Origin of the sequence: Streptomyces flavotricini (genome assembly GCF_020639365.1) — a bacterium.
Taxonomy (GTDB): Bacteria; Actinomycetota; Actinomycetes; order Streptomycetales; family Streptomycetaceae; genus Streptomyces; species Streptomyces flavotricini.
In genome coordinates, this window is the sequence record NZ_JAINUL010000001.1 from 67746 (window position 1) to 89879 (window position 22134).

General features: G+C 69.9%; 19 protein-coding genes and 1 pseudogene. 9 read left to right on the plus strand and 11 right to left on the minus strand.

Features of this window, described 5'->3' with window-relative positions; all coding sequences use genetic code 11:
* From K7B10_RS00310 to K7B10_RS00320, 3 genes are all read left to right on the plus strand, one after another.
* On the plus strand, window positions 1-648 hold a 648-nt coding region (locus K7B10_RS00310), incomplete at its 5' end, for an HSP18 transcriptional regulator (protein ID WP_267501299.1).
* Window positions 649-1044: 396 nt separating this feature from the next.
* A complete protein-coding gene (locus K7B10_RS00315; RefSeq protein ID WP_229333935.1) occupies window positions 1045-1404 on the plus strand; it encodes a DUF8825 domain-containing protein in 360 nt (119 codons plus the stop codon).
* A gap of 1465 nt (window positions 1405-2869) precedes the next feature.
* A complete protein-coding gene (locus K7B10_RS00320) occupies window positions 2870-3127 on the plus strand; it encodes a WhiB family transcriptional regulator (protein WP_229344661.1) in 258 nt (85 codons plus the stop codon).
* 360 nt (window positions 3128-3487) lie between these two features.
* Here K7B10_RS00320 and K7B10_RS00325 read toward each other — a convergent pair whose 3' ends face one another.
* Together K7B10_RS00325 and K7B10_RS00330 are read right to left on the minus strand one after the other, a co-directional pair.
* On the minus strand, window positions 3488-3997 hold the full coding sequence (locus tag K7B10_RS00325) for a DUF5133 domain-containing protein (RefSeq protein WP_229333936.1): 510 nt from the start codon (window positions 3995-3997) through the stop codon (window positions 3488-3490).
* 455 nt (window positions 3998-4452) lie between these two features.
* A complete protein-coding gene (locus K7B10_RS00330) occupies window positions 4453-4614 on the minus strand; it encodes a hydrophobic protein (RefSeq protein WP_134067084.1) in 162 nt (53 codons plus the stop codon).
* A 685-nt stretch (window positions 4615-5299) separates the two neighbouring features.
* Here K7B10_RS00330 and K7B10_RS00335 point away from each other — a divergent pair.
* Together K7B10_RS00335 and K7B10_RS41475 are read left to right on the plus strand one after the other, a co-directional pair.
* Window positions 5300-5935, plus strand: a complete 636-nt coding sequence (locus K7B10_RS00335; RefSeq protein ID WP_229333937.1) for a hypothetical protein — start codon at window positions 5300-5302, stop codon at window positions 5933-5935.
* Between the two features lie 202 nt (window positions 5936-6137).
* Window positions 6138-6281 (plus strand): annotated as a pseudogene (locus tag K7B10_RS41475) (transposase family protein); the annotation flags it as partial.
* A gap of 89 nt (window positions 6282-6370) precedes the next feature.
* On the opposite strand, the gene K7B10_RS00345 reads toward K7B10_RS41475, so the two are convergent.
* The 5 genes from K7B10_RS00345 to K7B10_RS00365 form a co-directional block, all read right to left on the minus strand.
* Window positions 6371-6901 carry a glycine-rich domain-containing protein gene (locus K7B10_RS00345; RefSeq protein WP_229333938.1) on the minus strand — a complete coding sequence of 177 codons (531 nt, stop codon included), beginning with the start codon at window positions 6899-6901 and terminating at the stop codon, window positions 6371-6373.
* The gene (locus K7B10_RS00350; RefSeq protein WP_229333939.1) at window positions 6898-8226 is read right to left on the minus strand and encodes a phenylacetate--CoA ligase family protein; all 1329 of its coding nucleotides are present in this window, start codon (window positions 8224-8226) and stop codon (window positions 6898-6900) included. The genes K7B10_RS00345 and K7B10_RS00350 overlap by 4 nt, the downstream gene beginning before the upstream one ends.
* Before the next feature lie 138 nt (window positions 8227-8364).
* A complete protein-coding gene (locus tag K7B10_RS00355; RefSeq protein WP_229333940.1) occupies window positions 8365-8517 on the minus strand; it encodes a hypothetical protein in 153 nt (50 codons plus the stop codon).
* A 174-nt stretch (window positions 8518-8691) separates the two neighbouring features.
* Entirely contained in the window at window positions 8692-10149 is a 1458-nt protein-coding gene (locus K7B10_RS00360; RefSeq protein WP_229333941.1) for a SulP family inorganic anion transporter, read from the minus strand.
* Window positions 10150-10222: 73 nt separating this feature from the next.
* Window positions 10223-10816, minus strand: a complete 594-nt coding sequence (locus K7B10_RS00365; RefSeq protein WP_229333942.1) for a carbonic anhydrase — start codon at window positions 10814-10816, stop codon at window positions 10223-10225.
* 501 nt (window positions 10817-11317) lie between these two features.
* Between K7B10_RS00365 and K7B10_RS00370 the strand changes: the two genes are divergently transcribed.
* Window positions 11318-12952, plus strand: coding sequence for a flavin-containing monooxygenase (locus K7B10_RS00370; protein WP_229333943.1), 1635 nt, complete (start codon window positions 11318-11320; stop codon window positions 12950-12952).
* Between the two features lie 187 nt (window positions 12953-13139).
* Here K7B10_RS00370 and K7B10_RS00375 read toward each other — a convergent pair whose 3' ends face one another.
* Window positions 13140-14309: a hypothetical protein gene (locus tag K7B10_RS00375; RefSeq protein WP_229333944.1), complete on the minus strand. Its 1170-nt coding sequence runs from the start codon at window positions 14307-14309 to the stop codon at window positions 13140-13142.
* A 1110-nt stretch (window positions 14310-15419) separates the two neighbouring features.
* Between K7B10_RS00375 and K7B10_RS00380 the strand changes: the two genes are divergently transcribed.
* On the plus strand, window positions 15420-16991 hold the full coding sequence (locus K7B10_RS00380) for an alpha/beta hydrolase (protein ID WP_229333945.1): 1572 nt from the start codon (window positions 15420-15422) through the stop codon (window positions 16989-16991).
* A gap of 367 nt (window positions 16992-17358) precedes the next feature.
* On the opposite strand, the gene K7B10_RS00385 is transcribed toward K7B10_RS00380, so the two are convergent.
* The 3 genes from K7B10_RS00385 to K7B10_RS00395 all read right to left on the minus strand — a co-directional run bounded on the left by K7B10_RS00385 (window position 17359) and on the right by K7B10_RS00395 (window position 20645).
* A complete protein-coding gene (locus K7B10_RS00385) occupies window positions 17359-18642 on the minus strand; it encodes a cation:proton antiporter (protein ID WP_229333946.1) in 1284 nt (427 codons plus the stop codon).
* A gap of 203 nt (window positions 18643-18845) precedes the next feature.
* A complete protein-coding gene (locus K7B10_RS00390) occupies window positions 18846-19796 on the minus strand; it encodes a DUF1254 domain-containing protein (RefSeq protein WP_229333947.1) in 951 nt (316 codons plus the stop codon).
* 9 nt (window positions 19797-19805) lie between these two features.
* The gene (locus K7B10_RS00395; protein ID WP_229333948.1) at window positions 19806-20645 is read right to left on the minus strand and encodes a hypothetical protein; all 840 of its coding nucleotides are present in this window, start codon (window positions 20643-20645) and stop codon (window positions 19806-19808) included.
* 212 nt (window positions 20646-20857) lie between these two features.
* Here K7B10_RS00395 and K7B10_RS00400 point away from each other — a divergent pair, with 212 nt between their 5' ends.
* The gene (locus K7B10_RS00400) at window positions 20858-21280 is read left to right on the plus strand and encodes an STAS domain-containing protein (protein ID WP_229333949.1); all 423 of its coding nucleotides are present in this window, start codon (window positions 20858-20860) and stop codon (window positions 21278-21280) included.
* Complete coding sequence (locus K7B10_RS00405; RefSeq protein ID WP_229333950.1) at window positions 21277-21744, plus strand: Hsp20/alpha crystallin family protein; 468 nt, start codon at window positions 21277-21279, stop codon at window positions 21742-21744. The genes K7B10_RS00400 and K7B10_RS00405 overlap by 4 nt, the downstream gene beginning before the upstream one ends.
* Window positions 21745-22134: the final 390 nt, after the last annotated feature.

Below are 22134 nucleotides of genomic sequence, written 5' to 3' on the forward strand. Positions count from 1 at the left end.
GAACCCGCCCCGCCGACACCCGTGCACTTCCCCGCCGCCGCAGCAGCACTGGAGGCCATCAACCAGTCCGTAAGAGACGCGCAGCAGTCCTCCGCGCAAACCCCGCTGCCCGCGGCGGGTGCCGGCCCGCACCCGGCCCTGACCGCGCTCCTGATGCTGCGCGAGATCCGCGAACAGCTCGCCGGCTGGGAGAGCGGCCTGATCGAAACCGCCCGCGAACAAGGAGCCAGCTGGGCCGACCTCGCCGGTCCCCTCGGCGTCGCCAGCCGCCAGGCAGCCGAACGCCGCTACCTCCGGCTGCGCCCCGGCAAGGCCGGGAGTACCGGCGAGGAACGCGTCCAGGCCACCCGCGACACCCGCGCCGCCGACCGCACCGTCACCGCCTGGGCCCGCGACAACGCCGCCGACCTGCGCCGCCTCGCCGGCCAGATCACCGCCCTCACCGGCCTGCCCGCCAGCGCCCGGAGTGCCGTCGAGGACCTGAACGCAGCCCTCGGCGACAACGATGCCGCCCGCCTCGTGCGTCCCCTGACCGACACCCGGCCCCACCTGAGGCCCGAGGACACCGCACTCGCCGAAGACATCGACGCCATGACCCGCCACACCCAACAGCTCCGGCAGGACACCCACGACCAGCGCAGCACGTGACCCGCCTCGAAATCCCTTCTCCAACGCACCAGAAGCACCGCCCCAGGCTTATGTCGCCCCCGGTAGACCCCACACCCTCGCCCGCTGCGTCGCTGGAGGGAGCCTGCACTTCCGGTCCCCTGTGGGGCCGATACAGCACGAGGCACAACACGACGGGCCTCCGGGGCAGCCGTGCCCGCACCCCTCGTTCAAAGAACCGGCCAGCCCGAAAGGCAAAGTTCCAGGCCCAGCGGGACGCGCCATGTCCACCCCGGTCCCCCGCTCGCCCCCTGCCAGTGCTCGGCGTCTATCCGGCCCGCACCACCCGGCGTGGCGGGAGCACCAGACCGTTCGACTGAACGAGCACGAACCGGCCCACTTCTTCCCTTCTGGAATCGAACAGAATTACGTTCACAGGTGACCGATCAGACTTCCTTCCCCGACGACCTCCTTCACCTCCAGGAACGCCTCCACCGGGCCCATGCCGAGCACCGCGCCTACTTGGCGGCACTGCCCTGGAGCGTGGAACCCATGAAGGGCTGGGCGCGCGGTGAGCGGTACTCCCACCGCGGGGACGTGCCCGACAGTCCGGGCTGGAGCGACGAGCAGAAGGCGACGGTCGACCGAATGTGGGCCGAGCTGCGGGTGCTGTCGAGCGCGGTGGTCGACCATCCCTACTGGAAGACCATTCCCGCCGAGGTCCTGGTGAACAGACGCATGGAGCTGAAGCGGCAGGCCCTCCCCCACGAACCAGGCGACACACCCGAAGCGCCGTAGCCGTCATGCCGGAGCCCCTCACCGGCTCGTCTTCACGACGGCCGCGAGGCCGCCGTCCGCAGTGGCGGGGTCCGGTAGCGCTCACGGACGGTGGTGCTCGCGTGGTCGCGCCAGTCCCTGCACAGCTCCTTGAACTCGCGCCGCCGTTCCACCAGAAGGAGGCGCAGCCGAGTACCCGCTCGGCTGGGCTGCTCTCCCGGGCGACCAGCCGCTGCATCGTCGCGCGGAGCCGTAGGGTTCGGGACGGATGGGGCCGTAGCGCAGGGTCGACTCGCGGCCTTCACAGCCGAGGACGCCGGTTCGAATCCGGCCGGACCCGCCCCTCCTGCACGAGTGGAGCCCGCCGCCATCTTGACCGAGAGGCTCGGTGCGGTGGTCACTGCGATACGCGGCGGGCGTAGCGTTCGTGGGCCGATGGGCGTGTGCAGCCCAGCGCGAAGCTCGTGCGCTGGCAGCCCGTACGGTCCTCGACGGCGAGCGGGAGAGCGGAGATGGCCGCCCCCATCGGCAAGACCTGCGGGAGGACGCCGGCTGATCGGCGGCGTGCGCCATGGCGGGCAGGGACAGGGCGAGAGCAGCGGCCGCCACGACGGCCCGCATCATGATCATCGCAAGGCGGTTCTATCCGCCCCCACCTCGTCAAGAACAAGGCGCGGAGCCGGGGTTAAGCTGCCAAGGGGCCATGTTTCACCGGCGAAATGCCACTGCTGTGCCTGTACGCGTCCTCCCCCAACGCCGGACGAGGTCAGGCGCCCGGGATGCCTCGCCGATCGCCATCAGGCTCGCCTCGAAGCACCCACGAGTACCCGAGGCGCGAAAGGCCGCAACCGGCTCGGGGGGAGAGCCGATCGGGGCGGGCCCGGGCCAGCCGGGGATTCCCCGTCCGCCCCGAGGCAGGTGTGAATTTTGGTGAGAGCCCTCGACCCCCGCACCGCGTCACGCCTCACGGGTGGCTGCCCGGGATCGCCGCGGCCGGATCCGTGCGGGGCGCTCCACGCCGTCCAGGAGACGCCGCGGACATCCCGGCCCTGCCGCCGAGTTTCGGAGGCAGGGCCGGATACGTGCCCGCCCGCGCCAGCCTCACCGCTCCCCGCGGCTCCCCGCAAGGCGTCCCCGCTGAGGGCTGCCCGCACGGGTCCAGTCGGCGAACCACCAGGCTGCGGTGACCACGGCAGCCCAGAGCAGCCCTTGCAGCAAAGCTTTAGGCCACGCCGCCGACTCACCCCATCGCTCGACTCCCGTCAGCACCCCCCAGGCCACCACGAGGACCACGGCCGTACGCACACGTCGATGCTTGAACATGCGCACAACCTGCCCCGGACACCGATGGCCAACAGAGATCAGTGCGCCATTTTCGGAGCAGGCCGTGGTGAAAATTGCGCTGATGCCCCTGCTGGCCGCATAGAGCCGCGGATCCCGGTCAGGTGCGGGGGTGAGGACCGACTACGCGAACGGAGGCATGACGATGGACTGGCGTCACCGAGCGGCTTGCCGCGAGGAAGACCCGGACTTGTTCTTCCCCATCGGGAGCAGCGGCCCAGCCCTGCTCCAAATCGAAGAGGCCAAGGTGGTGTGCCGCCGGTGCCCGGTCTTGGAGCGCTGCTTGGAGTGGGCTCTCGAAGGGGGCATGGACATGGGCGTGTGCGGAGGCCTCACCGAGGAGGAACGGCGCGCCGTCAAACGCCGCAGGGCCCGGGAAGCACGGGCTCGCCTCCACTCCTGACCACGCCTGCCCTCGGAGCCCGTCCGGCAGGTTCACTCCACGCCGAGACAGCGGCGGCACCTACGAACGCTGTGGGCCGTCCCCGCGCCCGGCGCGGTCGCCGCGGATAGGGCCCACTCGTCCCGCGGCAACCGCTGCGCAGACGCGGTATCAAGGCAGCCATTCCCGAGAAGCCACCGCCGACCTGAGACCTCTGCGGCAATCCAAGAACCTCACTCCCACCGCCGCGGCACGCCACTTCGGCGTCTGGCCGGCCACCATCTCCACCCTCGAACGAGAGCGCGCCGAGACGACGGCCCCGCCCACGCTTGCCGGGACTGGCTCCAGGCCGCCTGACCACCGAGCAGAGTTCGAAGCTCCTCACGCGGGAGCCGAGGGAGCTCCCGCGCCCGGAAGCCGGTTCGCCACCAAAAGCGCCTCGGCAGCCGTCAGAGCGGCGTGCGCAGTGCGGCAGCCGGTGAGGACGTACGGGGTGTAAAGGCAGCTCTCCAGCTCCGCCCGCTGCGCGGCATCGTGGGGAGCGACCAGGGTCCTGCGGCGCGCCGCCCGCACCTGGCTCACCTGCTGGCGCAGGACGAACGGGGACGGGTACAGCGCCGTTGCGGGGGGCGGGGCCGGGGCGGTGCGGGCGCGTTCGATCTCCGCGCGCACCGCCCGCTCCGTGCGGTCGCCGCCGGGCGGGCCGCAGACGTCATCGCGCAGGCCCATCACCACCTGAGCCGTGAGCTCCCGTGGCAGGCCAGCGGCACGGGCCGCGCTGTCGAGGATCCGGTGCGCGACCGTGACCGTGCACGGGACCAGCGCCATCAAAACCCCCACCGCCGGCCCGCCCTCGCCGACGCCGTGCGTGGCAAAGGCTGTACTGGTCATCTCGGGCTCCCTTGCTCACCCCTGCGGGCAGCAAGCCCCCTGTCTACAACCACACCCCACGTCCACCCGCTCCGGGCGGACATCACGCCGCCCGGAATGCTGCCTGCCGTTGACCGGACGTCAACCCGCCATCAACGCGTGCCCCTCGGAGATGAGCAGCCCTGTGCAGACGGTGCGCTGCTGGGACGGTGGTCGACCAGGCCGGTCCCTTGGGTCCCTGCCGGTCCGGTCCGACGCGACCGGGACGGCCGCCGATCTCGGAGGTGAGCAGGTCCCCTGCTGCGTCACGAGGACCGGCCCGGCCGATCCCGCACATATCTCCCAGCGACAGCCATCACCCCGTTCGTCGGCTTCGGGGAATCTGCGTGGCAGGAGGGCACGCACGCGGCGGTGGGCCGCTCCCCGGTCGGGGAGCGGCCCACCATGGCCTGTCGCCGCAACTTACGCAGGCCGCGCTACCAGCGGTACCAGCGGCCGCTGCTGCCCTTCGGACGGGCGACGAACCCGATCAGCCACAGGACCAGGACCGCGATCGCGATCCACCAAAGGATCTTCACCGCGAAACCGGCGCCGAACAGGATCAGGATCAGCAGGAGAACCAGAAGCAGGGGAACCATAGTTATCAACCTCCGAAGCGTCGACTGCCCGCCTCTGCGACGGTCATGCGCTCGATTCTTACCCGGTTCTTATGCGTATGGCCGGGCAAGAGCGACGGTCGGCTACGACGTGGCGTAGCCGGTTCGCCCTGTCGGCGGCAAGGAGGGGGTTTGCGGTCGCCGGGCCGGAGCGGGCGAGCGGTCACGACCAATCCGGTACCACACGAGGAGGTCCGGATGCCGGGCACGGAGAAGACCACGGCACACGCCGAGCAGGCCAAGGGCAACGCCCGACAGGCCAAGGAAGACGTCAAGGACACCTTCCGCCACTGCCACGCCCACACCCTGACACTTCAACCCCTTCTCGGGCCCCGACCCCTCCCCCGGGTCGGGGCCCGGTCGGTCCCGTCCCGGGCAAGCGCGGGCGCGCAGGCGCGATTGATACCACTGCCAGGCGGTAGGGCAGTGGTCGGCGCCAGGACGTGGGCGTGCCGCTATCGACTCCACCTCCGTCAGATCCGGCACCTGCTGCGGGGTGGAGGTGCACAGTTCAGGACGGGACGAGCCCGGGAGGAGCGCGCCGTCGAGCAGCGCCGCCGCGGCTGGTGGTGGGGTGCCGATCCGGCACGACGCCATTTGCCATGCACGTGCCATAAAACCTAGGGTCGGGCGGATTCTGATCATTGACACGGGAGTTCCCGCCGCCATGCGCATTCACCGGCTCGCCAGCGTCACGACCACCAGCTTGCTCTGCCTCACGGCCCTGACCGCGTGCGGGAGCGGTGACGAGGGCGGATCCGTCGACGGGGCACTGGGCAACCAGGCACCCGCTAAGAACGGCGGCACCGGCGGCTCGGGAGGCTCCGACGGCGACGGAAAGGCCGGCGCACCGGGGCTGCCCAAGGCGGGCACGATGGCGAAGGCAGCGCAGATCGTCAACGCCTACGGCGCCTGCAACGACATCTCCACCGACCCGAAGGACGACGACTTCTTCCCCGGCGACGAAACCTACGACCAGAAGTGGGGCGTCACCGAGCGCGGCGCCTGCGGCAAGGGCACCCGCATCTTCATGTTCAAAGACCTCAAGACCTTCCAGGCCACGTACAAGGCCGAACTCGACGCAGACCGCAAGGAAAGCCCGAACAAGGGCCACCGCGGCAAGTTCCTCCTCGGCCAGGACTTCGCCGTCCTGCCCGACCAGAAGCCCGTCATCCGCAACGCGATCAAGCCCGGCGGCCTCCTCATCCTCAACTGCCACCCCGACTTCAACCCTCCCAGCGGCTACCGTAAGGACCCCGCACTCGTGAAGGGCTGCGTCCTGACCGACTACTTCGAAGACTGACCGGCCCCACGCACCGAGACGGTCGCGGTTCGTCGGAGGTAGGCCCCCGCCCGGCCGAGGCGGGAGGGACTGTGAAGAGAACGGGTCTGTTCCGTAGTCGGTGGTGACGGTGAGTGCTTGCCTCTGATCATCGAGCGTGCATGAGGCGAACACGCGTGTAGGAACGGCGTTTTCGGGGTTGCCGGCGTTGGTCATCGAGGATGTGGCAGACGGTGGCGAGATAGTCCGGGTTTCGGCTCGGACCCGGGATGTTCCTGTTCCCTGTCCGGGGTGCGGGGTGGTGACGGGGAGGATCCACGGGTATCACGGCCGGACGGTGCGGGATGTTCCGGTCGACGGCCGGCAGGTCGTGGTCCGGAGTTATGCGACCGGGCGTCCGCCCGGCTCACCCGGTCGCTGGCCGTGCCCGTGTCGTACGCCTCCGCCTGGGGTGGGTCAGTTTCTGCCCGTGCTCGTCGCGACCGGCTCCTGGAACGGTTCGAGGTCCGAAATCTCCGCCAGGGACAGATCCAGGGCCTCGTGGAGGAAGCGGACGATCGTCCAGTGCGGCAGGATGCCCTCGTCCACCGGGCCGAATTCCGCGCAGTACAACGGAATCCAGCGCAGCGCCTCCTCGACGGCCCGCTCCCGGCCGGGGTCGGCCTGGTAGTCCTCGTACCCGATGCTGCGGTGGTGAATGAAGAAGCCCCCCGGGAGGCGCTCCTCGCACAGCGCCCGGTACTCGCGCGTCTGCAGGATGAGGAAGTGCCAGATCTCGTCGATGTCCTGCTCCACCGGGAGGAAGAGCCCGCCCAGGCGGTCCGGGTGCGCGGAGACCAGGTAGAGGTAGCGCATGCATTCCAGCACCTGGCGTTCGGCGTACGGACGCCGTACGCCGGTGCGGCGCTGCGCATGGCGGACCGCTTCCTCGTGGAGCGGCTCCCCGAGGAGGGTGCGCAGCGCGTCGGGCGTCGTACGGGGGCTCATGCGCCTCCTCCTCGGGGGTCCGCAGCCGTCGGTTCCCGGCTGTCAGCGGTTGCCAGCCAGGCGTACTTGCCTGACGCGCCGATCGGCAGGTGGGCGGTGTGCTCGGTGCTGGAGGGTCGCCCGGTGAGGGCGGTCACCGCGGCGGCGAGCGCGGCGTCCCGGCCTTCGGCGGGCGGGCGCCCGTCGAAGGTGGTGTAGCGCAGCAGCGCCGCCGAGCCGGGGCCGCCGTGCGTTTCCAGGCGGTAGAGGAAGACCTCCGGCGCGACGGCGGCCACGCGGTCGTCGAGGTCGGCCTGGGCGACGGGCCCGTGCGGGGTCTCCAGCAGCTCCTTCTCGCGCCCGCAGAACGCGACGACCTTCGCCGGGTCGGCGCTGCCGTCCGAGGTGCGCACGCAGTCGCCCGAGCGGTAGCGCACCAGCGGCATGTACGGGTTGCGGATGCTGGTGACGATCAGGCTGTGGATGCCGCTGCCGGGGGCCACGGGGACGAGCTCGATGCCCATGCGGTCCAGGTACGGGTGGTAGCGGCCGTCCCGGTCGCTGTAGTACAGGTACCCCAGCTCGGTGCTGCCGAAGAGATCGATCACCGGTACCCCGAACCGCTCGGCGAGGTAGCGGCGAACGTTGGCCGGGGTGTACTCGTACGCGGTGACGACGCTGGCCGGCCGCGGGAACGTCTCGGGGCTCCACAGACCGAACTCCTCGGCCCGGCGCGCCAGGTGGGCAAGGTGGTAACCCGAGCAGTCCAGGTGGTAGTCGCCGTCGGGGTGCGCCTCGGAGACCTCGCGGATCTCGGCCAGCATCCGCTCGACGTCGGCCCTGTCCCACTGCCCGGGGTCCAGGCGCAGGTTGAGGTACATGGTGCGCTCGTCGAGCCGGCGGTCCTCCAGCGTCGGGGTGGCGACCGGTTCGGTGCCTTTGCGGCGGGCGTTGACGCGGGCCACATGCTCGGTGGCGAGGACGGTCGTCAGCGAGACCCGCCGGCAGCCGCCCGCCCAGGTCTTCGCCAGGTCCGGGTGTTCGCTCCACAGCCGGTAGTAGGAGCGCAGCAGGAAGTACGGGGGCCGGATGAGCTGCATCCGGGCGTGGTGTGTGCCGGTCGACCAGACGTACTCGGCTTCGCCGGCGGCCAGCGCGGCGGCCAGGCGCGGGGTCATCCAGTTCTCCGGAAAGCCCTGCGCCATCGCGGGCTTCTCGAGGATGGGGAACGCGTCCAGGTCGAGCGCGGGGCGGTAGAGGGGGATGTCCCGAATGCAGTCGAGGACGTCGGCGACCTTCAGGCCGTCCGACTGGGGGATGCCGGTCGGGGTGGATGTGCCGTCCATGGCCACTTTCCGTAGCGGGGCAGGGGGATGGGTCCGCCCGGGGCGGGGCCCCGGGGCGGACGGACGGGGATCGTGGTCCCGTCTGCGCCGCGCCTCCGAGGGCCCCGCCGGCCGGGCGGTCAGGCCGGATCAGGTGCGTCAGGAGATGCAGCCGCTCTTGCCGGCGAGGCTGATGCAGCCCTCCTTGGGCGAGGCGCTGATACAGCCGTCCTTCGCGGACTGAGCCGAGTTGGCCTCGACCCAGCGGCGCCAGACGTCGTCCTGCGTCATGGTGCGAATGAGCTTCTCCACGGCGATACCTCCAGTGATGGGAAGACCATGGCATCGGTGTTTTCCACCGCCTCCCCGAAGGTAAAGAGAACGCCAAGTGCGAGTCAATGAAACACCAAGGGATGGCGTGTAATCGCAGGAGGAAGACCGAAACCGTCACGGCGGCGGCAGCGCGTCCGGAGGGCCGGACCGGTCTCAGGGCCTCGCCGGAACCTCGATGGTGACCCCGCGCAGCTGCGCCCAGCCCTCCAGGGTGGTGCGGCAGGCGTGGTCCAGGTGGCGAAGCCCGGAGAGGTCAAGCTCCACGGGGTGCCCCGAGGGCAGGGCTTCGAGGGTTTCGAGCATCCGGGGCAGCCGGAGGAAGGTGGCGGAACCGCTGAGGGTGACGAGGAACCGGCCGTCCGTCGTCTCATGCACGTCGAGGTGGACGTGCGAGGTCTCCCAGGCGCTCTTGGCCACGGCCAGGGCGATGCCGAACAGGACACCCTCGAACATGTTCGTGACGATGATGGCGATCGCGGTGGCGGCCAGGACCAGGGCCTCGCCTCGGTGGTGGCGCCACAGGGGGAGCAGATCCTTGACGGGGATGAGCTTGCAGCCCGCGTGGACGAGGACGCCGGCGAGGGCGGCCAGGGGGATGACCCCGATCGCGGCCGGCAGGAGCGCGGCGAAGAGCACGAGCCACAGCCCGTGCAGGACACGGGAGAGCTTGGTCCTGGCTCCGGCCTGGACGTTGGCCGCGCTGCGCACGATGACGGCGGTCAGCGGCAGGGCGCCGAGCACGCCGCAGATGGCGTTGCCCGCGCCCTGCGCCATGAGCTCCTTGTCGAAGTCGGTCCGCGGGCCGTCGTGCATGCGGTCGACGGCGGCGGCGCTGAAGAGGCTTTCGGCCGAGGCGATCAGGGCGAAGGCGATGACCGTACCGACGGCCGCGAGGCTGCCCAGCGCGGCGAAGTCCGACAGTCCTGGCGGCTGGATGGCGGCGAGGAGTCCCTGTACGTCGACGCGGGGGACCGACCAGCCGGCCGCGGCGGTGACCGCGGTGGCGAGCGCGACCGCGGCCAGAGGGGCGGGGACCGCCTGGACCTTGACCGGGAGCCTCTTCCAGAGGACGAGGACGGCGATGGTGGCCGCGCCGACGGCGAAGGAGGTCAGGACGGCGCCGGTGGAGGCGATCTCGGTGGCCAGCCGCGGAATCCCCGCGATCTTGCCGAGTCCCGAACGGGGCTGCCCGACGCCGGCCATGGTGTAGAGCTGTCCGAAGATCAGGACGAGCCCGATCCCCGCGAGCATGCCCTGGACCACGGCCACGGTGATCGCACGGAAGAACCGGCCGAACCGGAGTGCCCCCATGGCGAGTTGGGCGAGTCCGGACAGCAGGACGACAGCTCCCAGGGCGCCGAGACCGAACTCCTGCACGGCTTCGAAGACCAGTACGGTCAGACCCGCGGCCGGGCCGCTGACCTGGAGGCTGCTGCCGGGCAGGCAGCCGACGACGAGACCGCCGACGATCCCGGTGACCAGTCCTAGTTCGGCGGGTACCCCGGAGGCGACGGCGACTCCGACACACAGGGGCAGGGCGACCAGGAAGACGACGAGCGAGGCCAGGAGGTCTCGTCGCAGATGGGCGGGCTTCTTGAGGGTGGAGAGCATCAGTGGACTTCCTCGCACGGCGGAAGCGGAAGGGGAAGGCGGAAAGGCGGCCCGTGGGGAGGGCGGATGAGGGTCACAGCGGCCGGAAGGAGCTGGCGGCCGACTGGTACGCCCGCACGGCCCCGGTGTGGACCTCGTAGTACCAGGCGTGCACCGTCAAGGTCCCGGCCTCCACCCGTTCCGCCACACAGGGGTGCTCGTACAGCCGCTCCAGCTGGGCGACCGCGTGGCGCTGGACAGCCTCGGCGAGGTCCGGTGACAGGGGCGCCGTCGTCTCGGGCCGGCCGGCCGCGTGCTCCAGCCAGCTCCGAACGGCGGGCAGGCCGGAGAGGTCGCCGCCGCTCACCAGGGCGTTGACCGCCCCACAGTGCGAGTGCCCGCACACGATGACGTCGCGGACCCCCAGCACCCGTACCGCGTACTCGATGGTGGCCGTTTCGGCAGAAGGACGGCCGCCGCTGTACGCGGGGACGATGTTGCCCGCCGTCCGCAGCTCGAACAGCTCGCCCGGACGGGCGCCGGTGATCAGGGACGGCACCACCCGGGAGTCGGAACAGGCGATGAAGAGGACTTCGGGGCTCTGCCCGGCCTCGAGGGCGTGGAATTCCTGGGCACGTTCCGCCACGTGGGCCGTGAAGGACCGTGCGTTGTCAACCAGGGACTTCATGGTGGCCTTTCTCCTGCGCTCGCGAGGGTGTGCGGGCGCGGTGTGTTCAGGTCATCAGTCGATGGATGGGTCGGCGCGCCCCAGGGGCATGACGCCGGTGTTCGCTCGTCGCCGCCCGCGCCGCGAGCCGATGCGGGGCGGGACAGCACTCGGTGATCTACTTGACCACCTCGCGAACACATCTTTGCCTGAAGATTACCTCGACCGCGGAGGGGGCGTCACGGCCCAATATTCGCCAATAGCTCTACTTCTAGGGGTAGTTGGCGGATTTTCGACGACAATGCGTTCGGGTGCAGGACCCCCCGGAAGGAGGTGGCCGACGAGCCACCCCCACTTCCCACAACGCCGGACATGCACCAGGATGTCGCTCCCGTGCCGCCGCGCCCCCGCGCACCCGCCGGCTCCTCGCGCGGCGACCGCACCCACCACCGCACCCGCCACTGCCGACGCCGCCCCCGACGGGGCGGCCCGCCTGCCGCGTGCGGGGAGATGGAGCAATCGATGGGAACCACCACCGCCGCCGGCGCCGACCGGGTCGACGCCGTCGTCGTCGGCGCCGGGCTCTCGGGGCTCTACCAGCTGTACCGGCTGCGTGCGCTCGGCTTACGGGTAGCGGTCTTCGAGGCCGGCGAGGACATCGGCGGGACCTGGTACTGGAACCGTTATCCCGGCGCACGCTGCGACGTCGAAAGCATGTCGTACTCGTACTCCTTCTCCCCCGAACTGGACCAGGAGTGGGAGTGGAGCGAGCGGTACGCGTCCCAGCCGGAGATCCTGCGCTACATCCACCACGTCGCCGACCGCTTCGGCCTGCGCGGGGACGTCACCCTGCGTACCCGTGTCACGAGCGCCGCGTACGACGGCACCACGCACACCTGGCGCGTCTCCACGGACACCGGGCGCACCGTCACCACCCGGTTCCTCGTCCTGGCCTCGGGCTGCATGTCGGCACCCAAGGACCCCGGAATACCCGGGCAGAACAGCTTCACGGGCGAGGTCCTGCACACAGCCCGCTGGCCGAGCGAGGAGGTCTCCTTCACCGGCAAGCGGGTCGCCGTCATCGGGACCGGGTGCTCCGGGGTCCAGGCCGTCCCCGTGATCGCCGAGCGGGCGGCCGCGCTCACCGTCTTCCAGCGCACCCCGGCCTACGCGCTGCCCGCCCACAACCGCCCGCTGCTCGGCGCCGAGACCGCCGAGCTCAAGGCCCGGTACCCGCAGTTCCGCCAGGCCCAGCGGCTCTCCCGGGGCGGTACCGTCTTCGAACCGCCGACCGGTTCCGCCCTGGCGGCCGACGAGGCGGAGCGGACGGCCGCCTACGAGGCGGCCTGGGGGTCGGGACTGCTCAGCGGGCTCCTCCGCACGTACACCGACATCCTGACCGACGAGAAGGCCAACGCGACGGTGGCCGAGTTCGTCCGGTCCAAGATCCGGTCGATCATCGACGACGCGGAGACGGCCGAGGCGCTCTCCCCGCGCACGTTCCCGTTCGCGACGAAGCGCCCCTGCCTGGACACCGGCTATTACGCCGCCTACAACCTGCCCCACGTGATGCTGGTGGACCTCCGCGCGACCCCGATCGAGACGATCACGCCACGGGGGATCCTGACCACGGAAGAAGAACACGCCCTCGACACGATCGTCTTCGCCACGGGCTTCGACGCGCTGACCGGATCCCAGCTCGCCATCGACATCGTGGGCAGCGCCGGCGTGAGCTTGAGGGAGAAGTGGGCGGACGGCCCCCGCAACCACCTCGGGCTCATGTCGGCGGGCTTCCCCAACCTCTTCACCGTGCTCGGCCCGCTCAGCCCGTCCGTCCTCAGCAACATCGCGGTCTCCCTTGAGCAGCAGGTGGAGTGGATCACCGACTGCATCGCCCACCTGATCGGCCGCGGCCTCACGGAAATCGATGCCACTCCGGAGGCGGAGGAGGCCTGGGGCGCCCACGTCGCGGAGCTCGCGGACCGGACACTGTACCCGACGGCGGAATCCTGGTACATGGGATCCAACGTCCCCGGAAAGCCGAAGGTGTTCCTGGCCTACACCGGCGGGCTGGACCGGTACCGGGCCGTGTGCGACGCGGCGGCCCGAAACGGCTACAGCGGCTTCGTCCTCTCCGGCGACGCCCGCGAACGATGACGGGTGAACATCCACCTCATGGCGCGCCTGGGTCTCTTCTCGTTCTGCCAGTCAGCGCGCGGCGTCAGATGCGGTGCATCGCAAGGCGGAGGGTCGTCCTCATACTGGGCGTATTCGGGTGATCCCGACCACGCGGCGAGGTGCCGTAGCCGGCGCCGCGCGCCCGCCGGGGATTACGGGACAGCCCTCAGGACTTGACGTCCCAGAGGCTTCGCGTGACCCAGCCCTTGTTGACGAAGTCGAAACCGTACCGGTTCTTCAGCGCGACCATCTCCGCGCCGGTGAGCTGACGGTCGCTTTCTCCTGTGCGGGCGATCGTGCCGGAGACCCCGGCGCCGTGTCCCCCGAAGGTCCACCAGACCGTCAGGTGGCGCGGGTCGCGCGTGTGCTCGGCGATCGCATTGTTCTCATGGATACGGCCTTCATAGGTGACGTACCCGCTGGCCCCGGCCAGGACCCAGTCCGGGGCCTTCACGGGATCGCCCTTCCAGGACACGTGGGGGGTGCCGAACTCGTCCATGCTCATCCGGTCACGGCGGGCGATCGCCGTACTGGCTGCCACCTGGATCTGGTCGTAGGGGGTACTCCGGGGCAGAACCACGATCCTACTGGTCACATAAGTCTGGTGTCCGGCCAGCCAGCTGCCGAAGACGTGCCAGCTGCCGGCCTGCAGCAACTCGGGCTGCCCGCTGATCTCCCAGCGTGAGACCGGGCGTCCCGATTCGACATCACGCTGCCATTGCGAAGGGGGCCGCCGTTCAGGGCTGACCGCCACCGCGGTTCCCAGAACACGGAACTCCGGGGCCAGCAAGTACACGCCGACGTCGCTGCGGTTCTCGAAACTGATGGTGACCGGCAGTGCGAATGCCTTCTTGTCGGCGCTGAGCACCGGTTCGCCCAGTGTCACGTCCAGCACTGGATTGATCTCGGTGTGATAGGGCTGGTAGAGCTGCGTGTAACCGAAGTTCGCGACAGCCACGGCCCCCGACACGATCACAGCCGCCGCGATCCGCTTGGGCGCGGGGATCTCGACTGACGTCCGGTAGACGGCGACGGCTGCCCAGGCTCCCCCCGCGGCGAGCGCGCACCACACCAGGAGATAGGCGGTGGAGTCTCCCTCCCTCAGCGTGGTGATGAACAGCATGAGGTTGGCCGTGGCTGCCGTCACGCTGCCCAGCAGCGCCACGAGTCCGGAGTAGGGGAAGCTCTGCCGGTACCAGTGGTCGACTGCGGCGATGGCGCCGAGCAGGACCACGGCCGCGGCCACGATGAGCAGCACACCGGTGAAGCGTCCGGTGTACGCCAGTGCCGTGCTGACGTCCAGGACCCCGAAGAACCCCAGGAAGCCGGTCGTCACGAGGAGGATCAGAACGATCAGCAGCAGGGATACGGAGGCCCGGTCGGCGCGCCGTGCGGTCCGGACGGGCGGTACGCGGGTCCGCCGTGCGCGGGTCCGCGCTCGTGCTCGTACCGCGTCAGCGCCCCGAGCGGTCACAGTGGCGAGCCTCTTCGGACGGGGCCGCGGACACCGGCCCCGGTGGTGTGGATTCATGCGTCAGTCCTCACCCGGCCGCCGCCGGAGCGCCGCGTCGCGGTCCCCGAGCAGGCTCGCACGCCGCCCGTGGCTGAGAGCACTGGCGATGCACCGGTCAGCGGACTCATACCGGTCCAACGAGTGGCACAAGCCCGGGATACGCCTCGATTCTCCGACGGCGTCGGCTGACCGGTGCAAGACGCCGGCGAGCGCGGACCTCACGCACCGCGCCCACTGCGCCTGTTGCCCTGGCCCGCCGGAGCGCTCCCGGGCCGACCCGTCAAGGACGGACAGACGGCGCCGGGTTGCGAGCCCCGGCGCCGCGTTCTCGGTCAACCAGTGGGTCGAGCCGTTCCGGCGTAGGCTTGGATTGCCGCCCGGGTGTTCCGCGGTGCGTGGTGCGGCTGTGCTTGAGGACGCGGTCCCCGAGGAGGCGGACTCTCGACGGTGTCGGCCCCGACGCGCAGGGCAACCGTGGCCACCGTCAAGCCCACTGCACCCGCGCCGATCTGCCGGCAGGCGATCTCCAGACACTTGTGCGCCTTCGCATGGGGAGGCACCGCAACTCCGCCAGCCCTGGCCGCGGCCGCCAACCGGCTGATGTCGCGCTCCATCACGTCGACGTCTGCCACCAGCGCCCGCGTGACCATGCCTCAGGAAGACCTGCCTCTCGCTTCTGGAGCCGAAAGACTCCTGACAGCATGCCAGCGCGGCGATCCCCCCTCACGGCAGGCGCGTGGCCGGGAAGGCCCTCGGCGCAGCCCCGCCGGCGGTCTCCTCCCGGAGGAGGAGGCCGGACCGGGCCGCAGGTCCCGGACCAGGAGGTGAACGGGACCGGGGTCCTCGTGCCCTTGGGCGATGTGCCGTACCAGGGCGGGTTCCTAGCCTCGGGGCATGCGATCACACGAAGCGGACGATGCTCAAGGAGACCCCGTGACCCCTGTCAGCCCCGCCGCACGCCGCGCCTTGGCCGTGGGCTTAACCCTCGCCGCCTGCCTCACGTCCTCCCCCGTCCTGGCCACGGCCGCCGAGACCCCCGCCCAGGACAGCTCCGAGGCTGGACTCGACCGGTACTACCGCCAGCACCTCGGCTGGGGCAGCTGCATCAAGGGCCCCGACGACACCACGGGCCGCGATCTGGACCAGGCAGGCGTGCAGTGCGCGGACGTGACCGTGCCCCTGGACTACGCCGACCCCCGGGGGCGCACGATCACCGTGGCGATCTCCCGGCTCAAGGCCACCGACACCCGCCACCGCACCGGCGCGATCCTCCTCAACAACGGCGGTCCGGGCGGTCCCGCGCTCCAGTCCCCGCCGCAGGCCCGTGCGTCGATGAAGGAGGTCGGCGCGCGCTACGACATCGTCGGCTTCGACCCGCGCTTCATCGGGCGCAGCACCGCGCTGGACTGCGGCTTGCCCGTCGGCATGACCTGGCTGTCCGCCGGCACCGGCCGGGCGGGCTTCGACCGCCAGGTCACCCTGCAGAAAGGCCTGGCCGACAAGTGCCGGGCCACCGACGCCGCGGTGCTCCCCCACATCACCACCCGCAACACGGCCCGCGACATGGACGTCATCCGCGGCACGCTCGGCGAGCGGAAGATCTCCTTCCTGGGCTACTCGTACGGCACCTACCTGGGCACGGTCTACACGCAGATGTTCCCCGGCCGATACGACCGGATGGTGCTGGACGGGGCGATCAACCCGAACGACTACCGCCCCCGGCTGCTGAAGGGCACCGAGCTCGAGAACGAGAAGGCGCTGTCCGACTGGGCCGCCTGGGCCGCGGAACACCACGACACCTACGGCCTCGGCCGCAGCCGCGCCGAGGTGCTCGCCACCGTCGACCGCATCGTCGCGGCGGCCGCGCGCGGTCCGCTGACCATCGGCGCCGGCGCCGATGCCTTCCGGATCGACGACAGCCAGGTGCCGCTCCTCTTCTTCTCGGGCATCGCGGACGACACCGCCCCGGCGCGGGCGTCGTTCGGCGAGCTGCTGTCCGTACTGGCCAAAGCCGCGCAGGGCCGCCCGACGACGGTGCCGCCGATGCTCGTCCCGGAGCTCCGGTACGTGCTGCGCGGTGAGGGCGAGCCCACCGGCGCGCAGTCCGCCGTCATCTGCGGGGACGTGGCCGCCGCGCGCGATCCCGAGCTCTACTGGCGGGACATCGAGCGCAACCGCATCGCGCACCCGCTGTTCGGCGCTCTGACCAACAACATCAACCCGTGCGCCTTCTGGGACTCGCCGCGCGAAGAGCCCACCCGGGTGCGGCGCGATGCCCCTGCATTGATCGTCGCCGCCACCGGTGACCCGCGTACGACGTACAAGGGAAGCGTCGAGCTCCACAAGCAGCTGCCGAGCTCCAGGCTGGTCACCCTTGAGGGCGCCAACCGGCACGCCCTTTTCGGGCGCTACGGCAACGCGTGCGTGGACGACCAGGTCAACCGGTACCTGGCCACCGGCAAGCTGCCGGCGAGGGACCAGACCTGCGTCAAGCAAGCGGGATAGCGGCCCGCGGTTCACGTTCCGAGTGCGCGGGCCAGCAGCGTTCTCCGGTTGTTCGTCGCGGTCTTGGCGAACACCGACTTTCCCCCACCGTTTCGCCCGGCCCGCGCACTGACACGCTGCCTGGGCGCGCGGTCGACTAGCCACTTTGATGTCGTCGGGTTTGGAGAGCGCCTGGGTGCTTGCTTCCGGGCCAGGGTTGTGCTCGGCATGACGAGGGGGGGCCGGGGTGCTACGGCTGGTTCGCTGCCGCTCCGACGCGCGGAGAGCTGGAGAGGTTCTTCCGTCTGAGTACCGGGGCGCTGATGGCCGTGGCGGTTTGGTCTCGGGGCCGGTCGGTGGTCCTGTCTCCTGAAGGCTGCTGACTCCGTCAGTGTGGGTTGTCGTGCTGCGCGAGGGCGTTCTCCCGCAGGTTCGGTTCCTTGCGGAGTGTCCTGGTGAACCATGTGCCGTAGCGGTCTCCCAGGATGGGAGCTGATGCTCCGTGAAGGATGATGCTCAGGCCCACGGTCACGGCGATGACCTCGCTCAGCAGGGTCTCCCCGGGCAGGTGTTCTTCAAGGGCGAGCAGACCGAACACGAGGGAGGCGAGCCCTCGCGGGCCGAACCAGCCGATGTACGCGATGGAGGCGGGGCGCAGGCCGGTGCCGGTTAGGGCGAGTGCTACGGGCAGCATCCGGATGACGGTCAGGCTGAGCAGCGCGTAGAGGACCGTGCGCCAGGTCAGGTGCTGGAGTGTGGGTCCCAGGATGACCGCGCCGAAGACGAGGAAGCTCAGCGAGGCGAGCAGGAGGCCGATGCGTTCGGTGAACCTTGTGCTCTGCGAGGGGTCCGCGTCTTGGGGAGGGATGCCCAGGCCGGCGGGTGTGCGGCGCAGGTGGATGCCGAAGGCCAGGCCGGCAACCCAGGCGCCGATGAAGCCGCTGCCCTCACCCATGACGCAGAAGGCGTATGCGATGACCGGGACGGCGAGGACGAGGAACTGCCGCCAGTCGGAGCTGCTCCACCCCCGGACGAGCGACCATCGCAACAGGCTCGCCCCGCCCCAGCCGGCCGCGATTCCGATCGCGCCGCTCAGCAACAGCGCGCGCAGGAACGTCTCGGCCACGCCCGGGTGGCCGTGGCCCTCGCCCGCCGCCGCGAGTGCCAGGACGAAGAACGGAAGGGCCAAGCCGTCGTTCAAACCGGATTCGACGGTCAGGCCGCCGCGGACCAGCGGGGGCACCCGCTTGTTGGAGAAGGCCTGCTGCCCGAGCGCGGCGTCCGTCGGCGCGAGGATGACGGAGGTCAGGGCCAGCTCCCACACGCTCAGGCCGGGCAGCAGCGGCCAGGCCACCAGCCACCCCAGAGCCATCGCGACCGGCAGGCCGACCGCGAGCAGCCGCAGTGGCAGGAACTCCTCCCGGCGCAGGTCCCGGGCCCTGATCCCCGCCGCGTCGGCGAACAGCAGGAGCACCAGTGCGCTCTCCAGCAGCGTCCGCGTGACCTCGGGATCCTTCGCCCGGTCCAGCAGGTCCAGGCCCAGGGGGCCGATCGCCAGACCGACGAGCATGAAAACCATCGGTCCCGAGAGCACCGTGGTCGACAAACGCCGTGAGAGCGCCCCGTAGCCGACGACCGCACTCCCGGCGACCACGACGGCCCAGCCGTTCATCCGCACTCCTCACGCCCGCCTCGCGCAGAGAGGCGAAGTCCGACTGTATGGCGGCGCCGGTCAGATCTACGGGAACCGTGCTCCGAACTCCGCCGGACCGGCCCGGTCGGCCCAACGCGACGGTATCGAAAGGTGGTCGAGAACACGCCCGATCCGATGGCCCTGCGCTTGGCGCCAGGTCCGGGGAGAGGGTGGGAGCGTTCTCAGTCGACGGGTTCCACGGTCGGGAAGGTCCAGGTGCCGTCGAGGATCTCGGGCCTCGGCCGGTAGAGGCGGACGGTGTAGTTCCAGCCGTCCATGATGCGCAGGCAGTTGGGGCGCCCGTCGGCGCACCCTCCGAGGTTGATGACGAACGAGCCGTCCGGCTCCCTTCGGGCATTGAACTGGTTGAGGACGCATCCGCCTTCGCTGCTGTCCTCGAAGTAGCCATCGGCGTTGTAGAGGGAGATCGACCAGAAGCCGTCGACGGGCACGTCACCGACCACGATGCGGTACTTCCCGACCGGCAGGCCCGGCTCGACCAGCAGGTAGAACGCCTCGCTCTCGGGGAGGCCGGCCCAGCCCACCGCCGTACCGATGAGGTGCCGAACAGGGTCGACGTCCTCACGGCGGCCGAACATTCGCTCAGTTCCGGGCAGGGTCCGGCCGAGCACCGCGAGCGCGTCCCGTACGGCGCTGAGGGAATCCTCGTCGTAGTCGGGTACGACGAGCGGTTCGGCCGACCCCGCGGACAGCCTCAGACCGTCCTGCAGGGCGTTGGCCTCGGCGACATCGGCGGGGTCGCCCGGGTCGACCAGGACGCGCATCGTCAGGAGTACGTGGCGGGTGCCGTGGTCGTTGATGGTGAGCCGGTGCTCACCGGGCGTGTGGATGACCTGGTTGACGTAGTGGTCCTGGCTGAGAACCATGAGCGACGCGTAGCGGTCGCCGCTGTCCGGCATCGTGACAGTGGCGCCTTCGGCCAAGTCCAGCACGGCGAAGCTGTACAGCGTGTCGCGGTTCATCCGGACCGATGTCTGCTGATCGAGCGGTGTCGGCACCCGGCTGTGATGCCATCGGTTGACGCCACCGCAGAGCGCCATCAGCTTCGCCATCGCACGGTTGGATTCGGCCCGGACGAAGTTTTCGACCGTTACCTTGACCTTGTCACTCACGGCCGGTGCTCATTCCCAGGGATCAAAGTTGTTCACCCCGTCGACGCAGCCCTGGTACATGTTGGCCAGGTTGTCGGAGACGATGTGCGCCACGCCGTGGGTGGTGATGGTCAGGTCACGGTCCACCGTCCGCGCCTTGTACGTCCAGCCCTCGGGCAGAGTGAGGCGCTCGGCCAGGCGGGGCAGGGCCGATTCGGTCAGGCTGTGATCCACATGATCGGTGAAGGTCTGCATCACCCAGGTGGTCTCGTCGGGCGATCTCAAGAGGAAGACCGGCCGTCCGCTCAGGAACGTGTACGTGTTGGCCCGGTGGATCTGCATCGGCCGGTAGGCCAGCGCCGACTGGTCCCGCTGCGGGTCGAAGCCGGCCGGCATCTGCATGTCAGCGAGGCAGTTGAACATCAGGCCACCCAGCTCACGGGGCTCGCCTGCGAGGTCGATGGTCAGGGTGTCCATCATCCAGAACCGTCTCGGGTTCTTCCACACCAGATCGCACCCGGTGTCCTTCGCCAGTTGCGCGGTGTCGATCGCCGCGAACTCATCGGCCGGGCACGGGCCGAACCCGCTGGTGTTGTAGACGAGGCCTTCGAACGCTTCACCCGCCCGGCTCAGCAGGAAGATCTCTCCTTGGGCGTAGGCCCGAAGATCCTCCAGATGCATCGGTGTGTCGGTCATACGGGTAACCCTTCTGCACAGGTGGGGCCACTGCACCTTCTGACCCGCGAACGGGTGAGGCGGACAGCGCTGACCTTCCAGAGAGACGAAGGTCAACCACGGTGGACGTTGCTGACAGACCGGATCCTGGAGGAGGCGGGCGGAGGCAGCCCCGTCCTGGTCGAGGCTCGGCACCTGGTCAGTTGCACGCTCTGATACCGCACCGCCGGACAGGACCGGTAGGTGTGTGACGTGAGTCCGCCGGACCGCGAAGGAGGGCGAGAACCATCGAGTGCCTCGCGGTTTCATCCACCTGGCATGGCGGTGGACGGTGGTCCGTGTGGCAGGCGAACTCGACATCGCCACGCAAGAGGCGCTGCGCATTGAATTACACAAAGTGATCACAGGTGATCACCATCGTGGACCTTGGCTGGCTGGACTTCTGCGACGCCAGCGGGCCCAGCGCCCTCGTCGCCGGACAGCATCGAGCCCGCCGACATGCAGGCGAGCCACCTCTGGCGTGTCCGCAGGGCCCCGTCAAACGCTTGCTGGAGGTGACCGCGGTGTGGCTGGAGCTGCACACCCGGAACGCCTGCGACGCGGCCGTCTTCTACGGGGAGGTCGTCATCGTTCCCGACGCCGCGCCGTGGGACGAGGGGAAGCCGCAGGTGACGGTGAGCGCCCCTGACGGCGCCCGGTTCACCCTCGACGAGCCCGCTGCGCCCGCTGCGCGCTCTGCGCAAGCCGGGGGCACGGCTCGCTTTCGGTGGCGTGGAAGCGGAACATGGAAAGTGACCTTCAAACCTGTTCATGGAGGTGAACCGCTATGACACTGCCTGTACGCCACAGGCCCGGCCGGCTCGTGGAGAGGGCTTTCCCCTCGCTGGGCTGGGGCGAGCCGATGGCCGCCGAGTTCGACGAGCTCTTCGAGCGAATGAACCAGTTCCTCGCGTCTGCCGCGCCCTCTGGGGCATGGGCTCCGCTGGCAGAGATGCATGAGACGGATGACGCCTATGTGGTCGAGGCAGAAGTCCCGGGGATCAAGGACGAAGACATCGACGTGGAGATCGGTGATCGGGAGCTGTCCATCACCGGGGAGTACAAGGAGCGCGAGCGTGAGGGTGTGTTGCGGCGTACCACGCGGCGCACGGGACGCTTCGAGTACCGGGCGCTGCTGCCTTTCGACGTCAAGGCCGAAGCCGTTACGGCGACCATGGCCGACGGAGTGCTGACCGTGACCGTTCCCAAGGCGGAGGCCAGCAAGCCCAGGCACATCGAGATCACTTCTGGCTGACACACGCGGGACTTTCACTGTTGAAGCCAGGGCTCACATCGAAATGCTGCCCAGAACAGCAGCCGGGGACCCTCGCCCCCATGATGCGAGGAGGGCCTCATCACCGCACCTCACGCCGCCTTCTCAAGCCGGTGACGTGCGGCTCTCAACCCTGCTGAAACGGATCAGCAGGGGTCTGATCGCTTCCACCGGATACAGCCAAGGTTGAAGGTTGACACGCCGCTTACCCGCATCTGCGTGCCGACACGATGCTGGCACGATGCCCTTATGCAACCGCCGCTCACCCTCTGTTACAGCCCCCGGCGTCCGCGCCGAACGGCTGGCGCCGACGGCCAGCTCACCGCGGGCGCCGGTGAAGGGGAAAGCCCAAAGGCCGGGTGCCGGTGATGT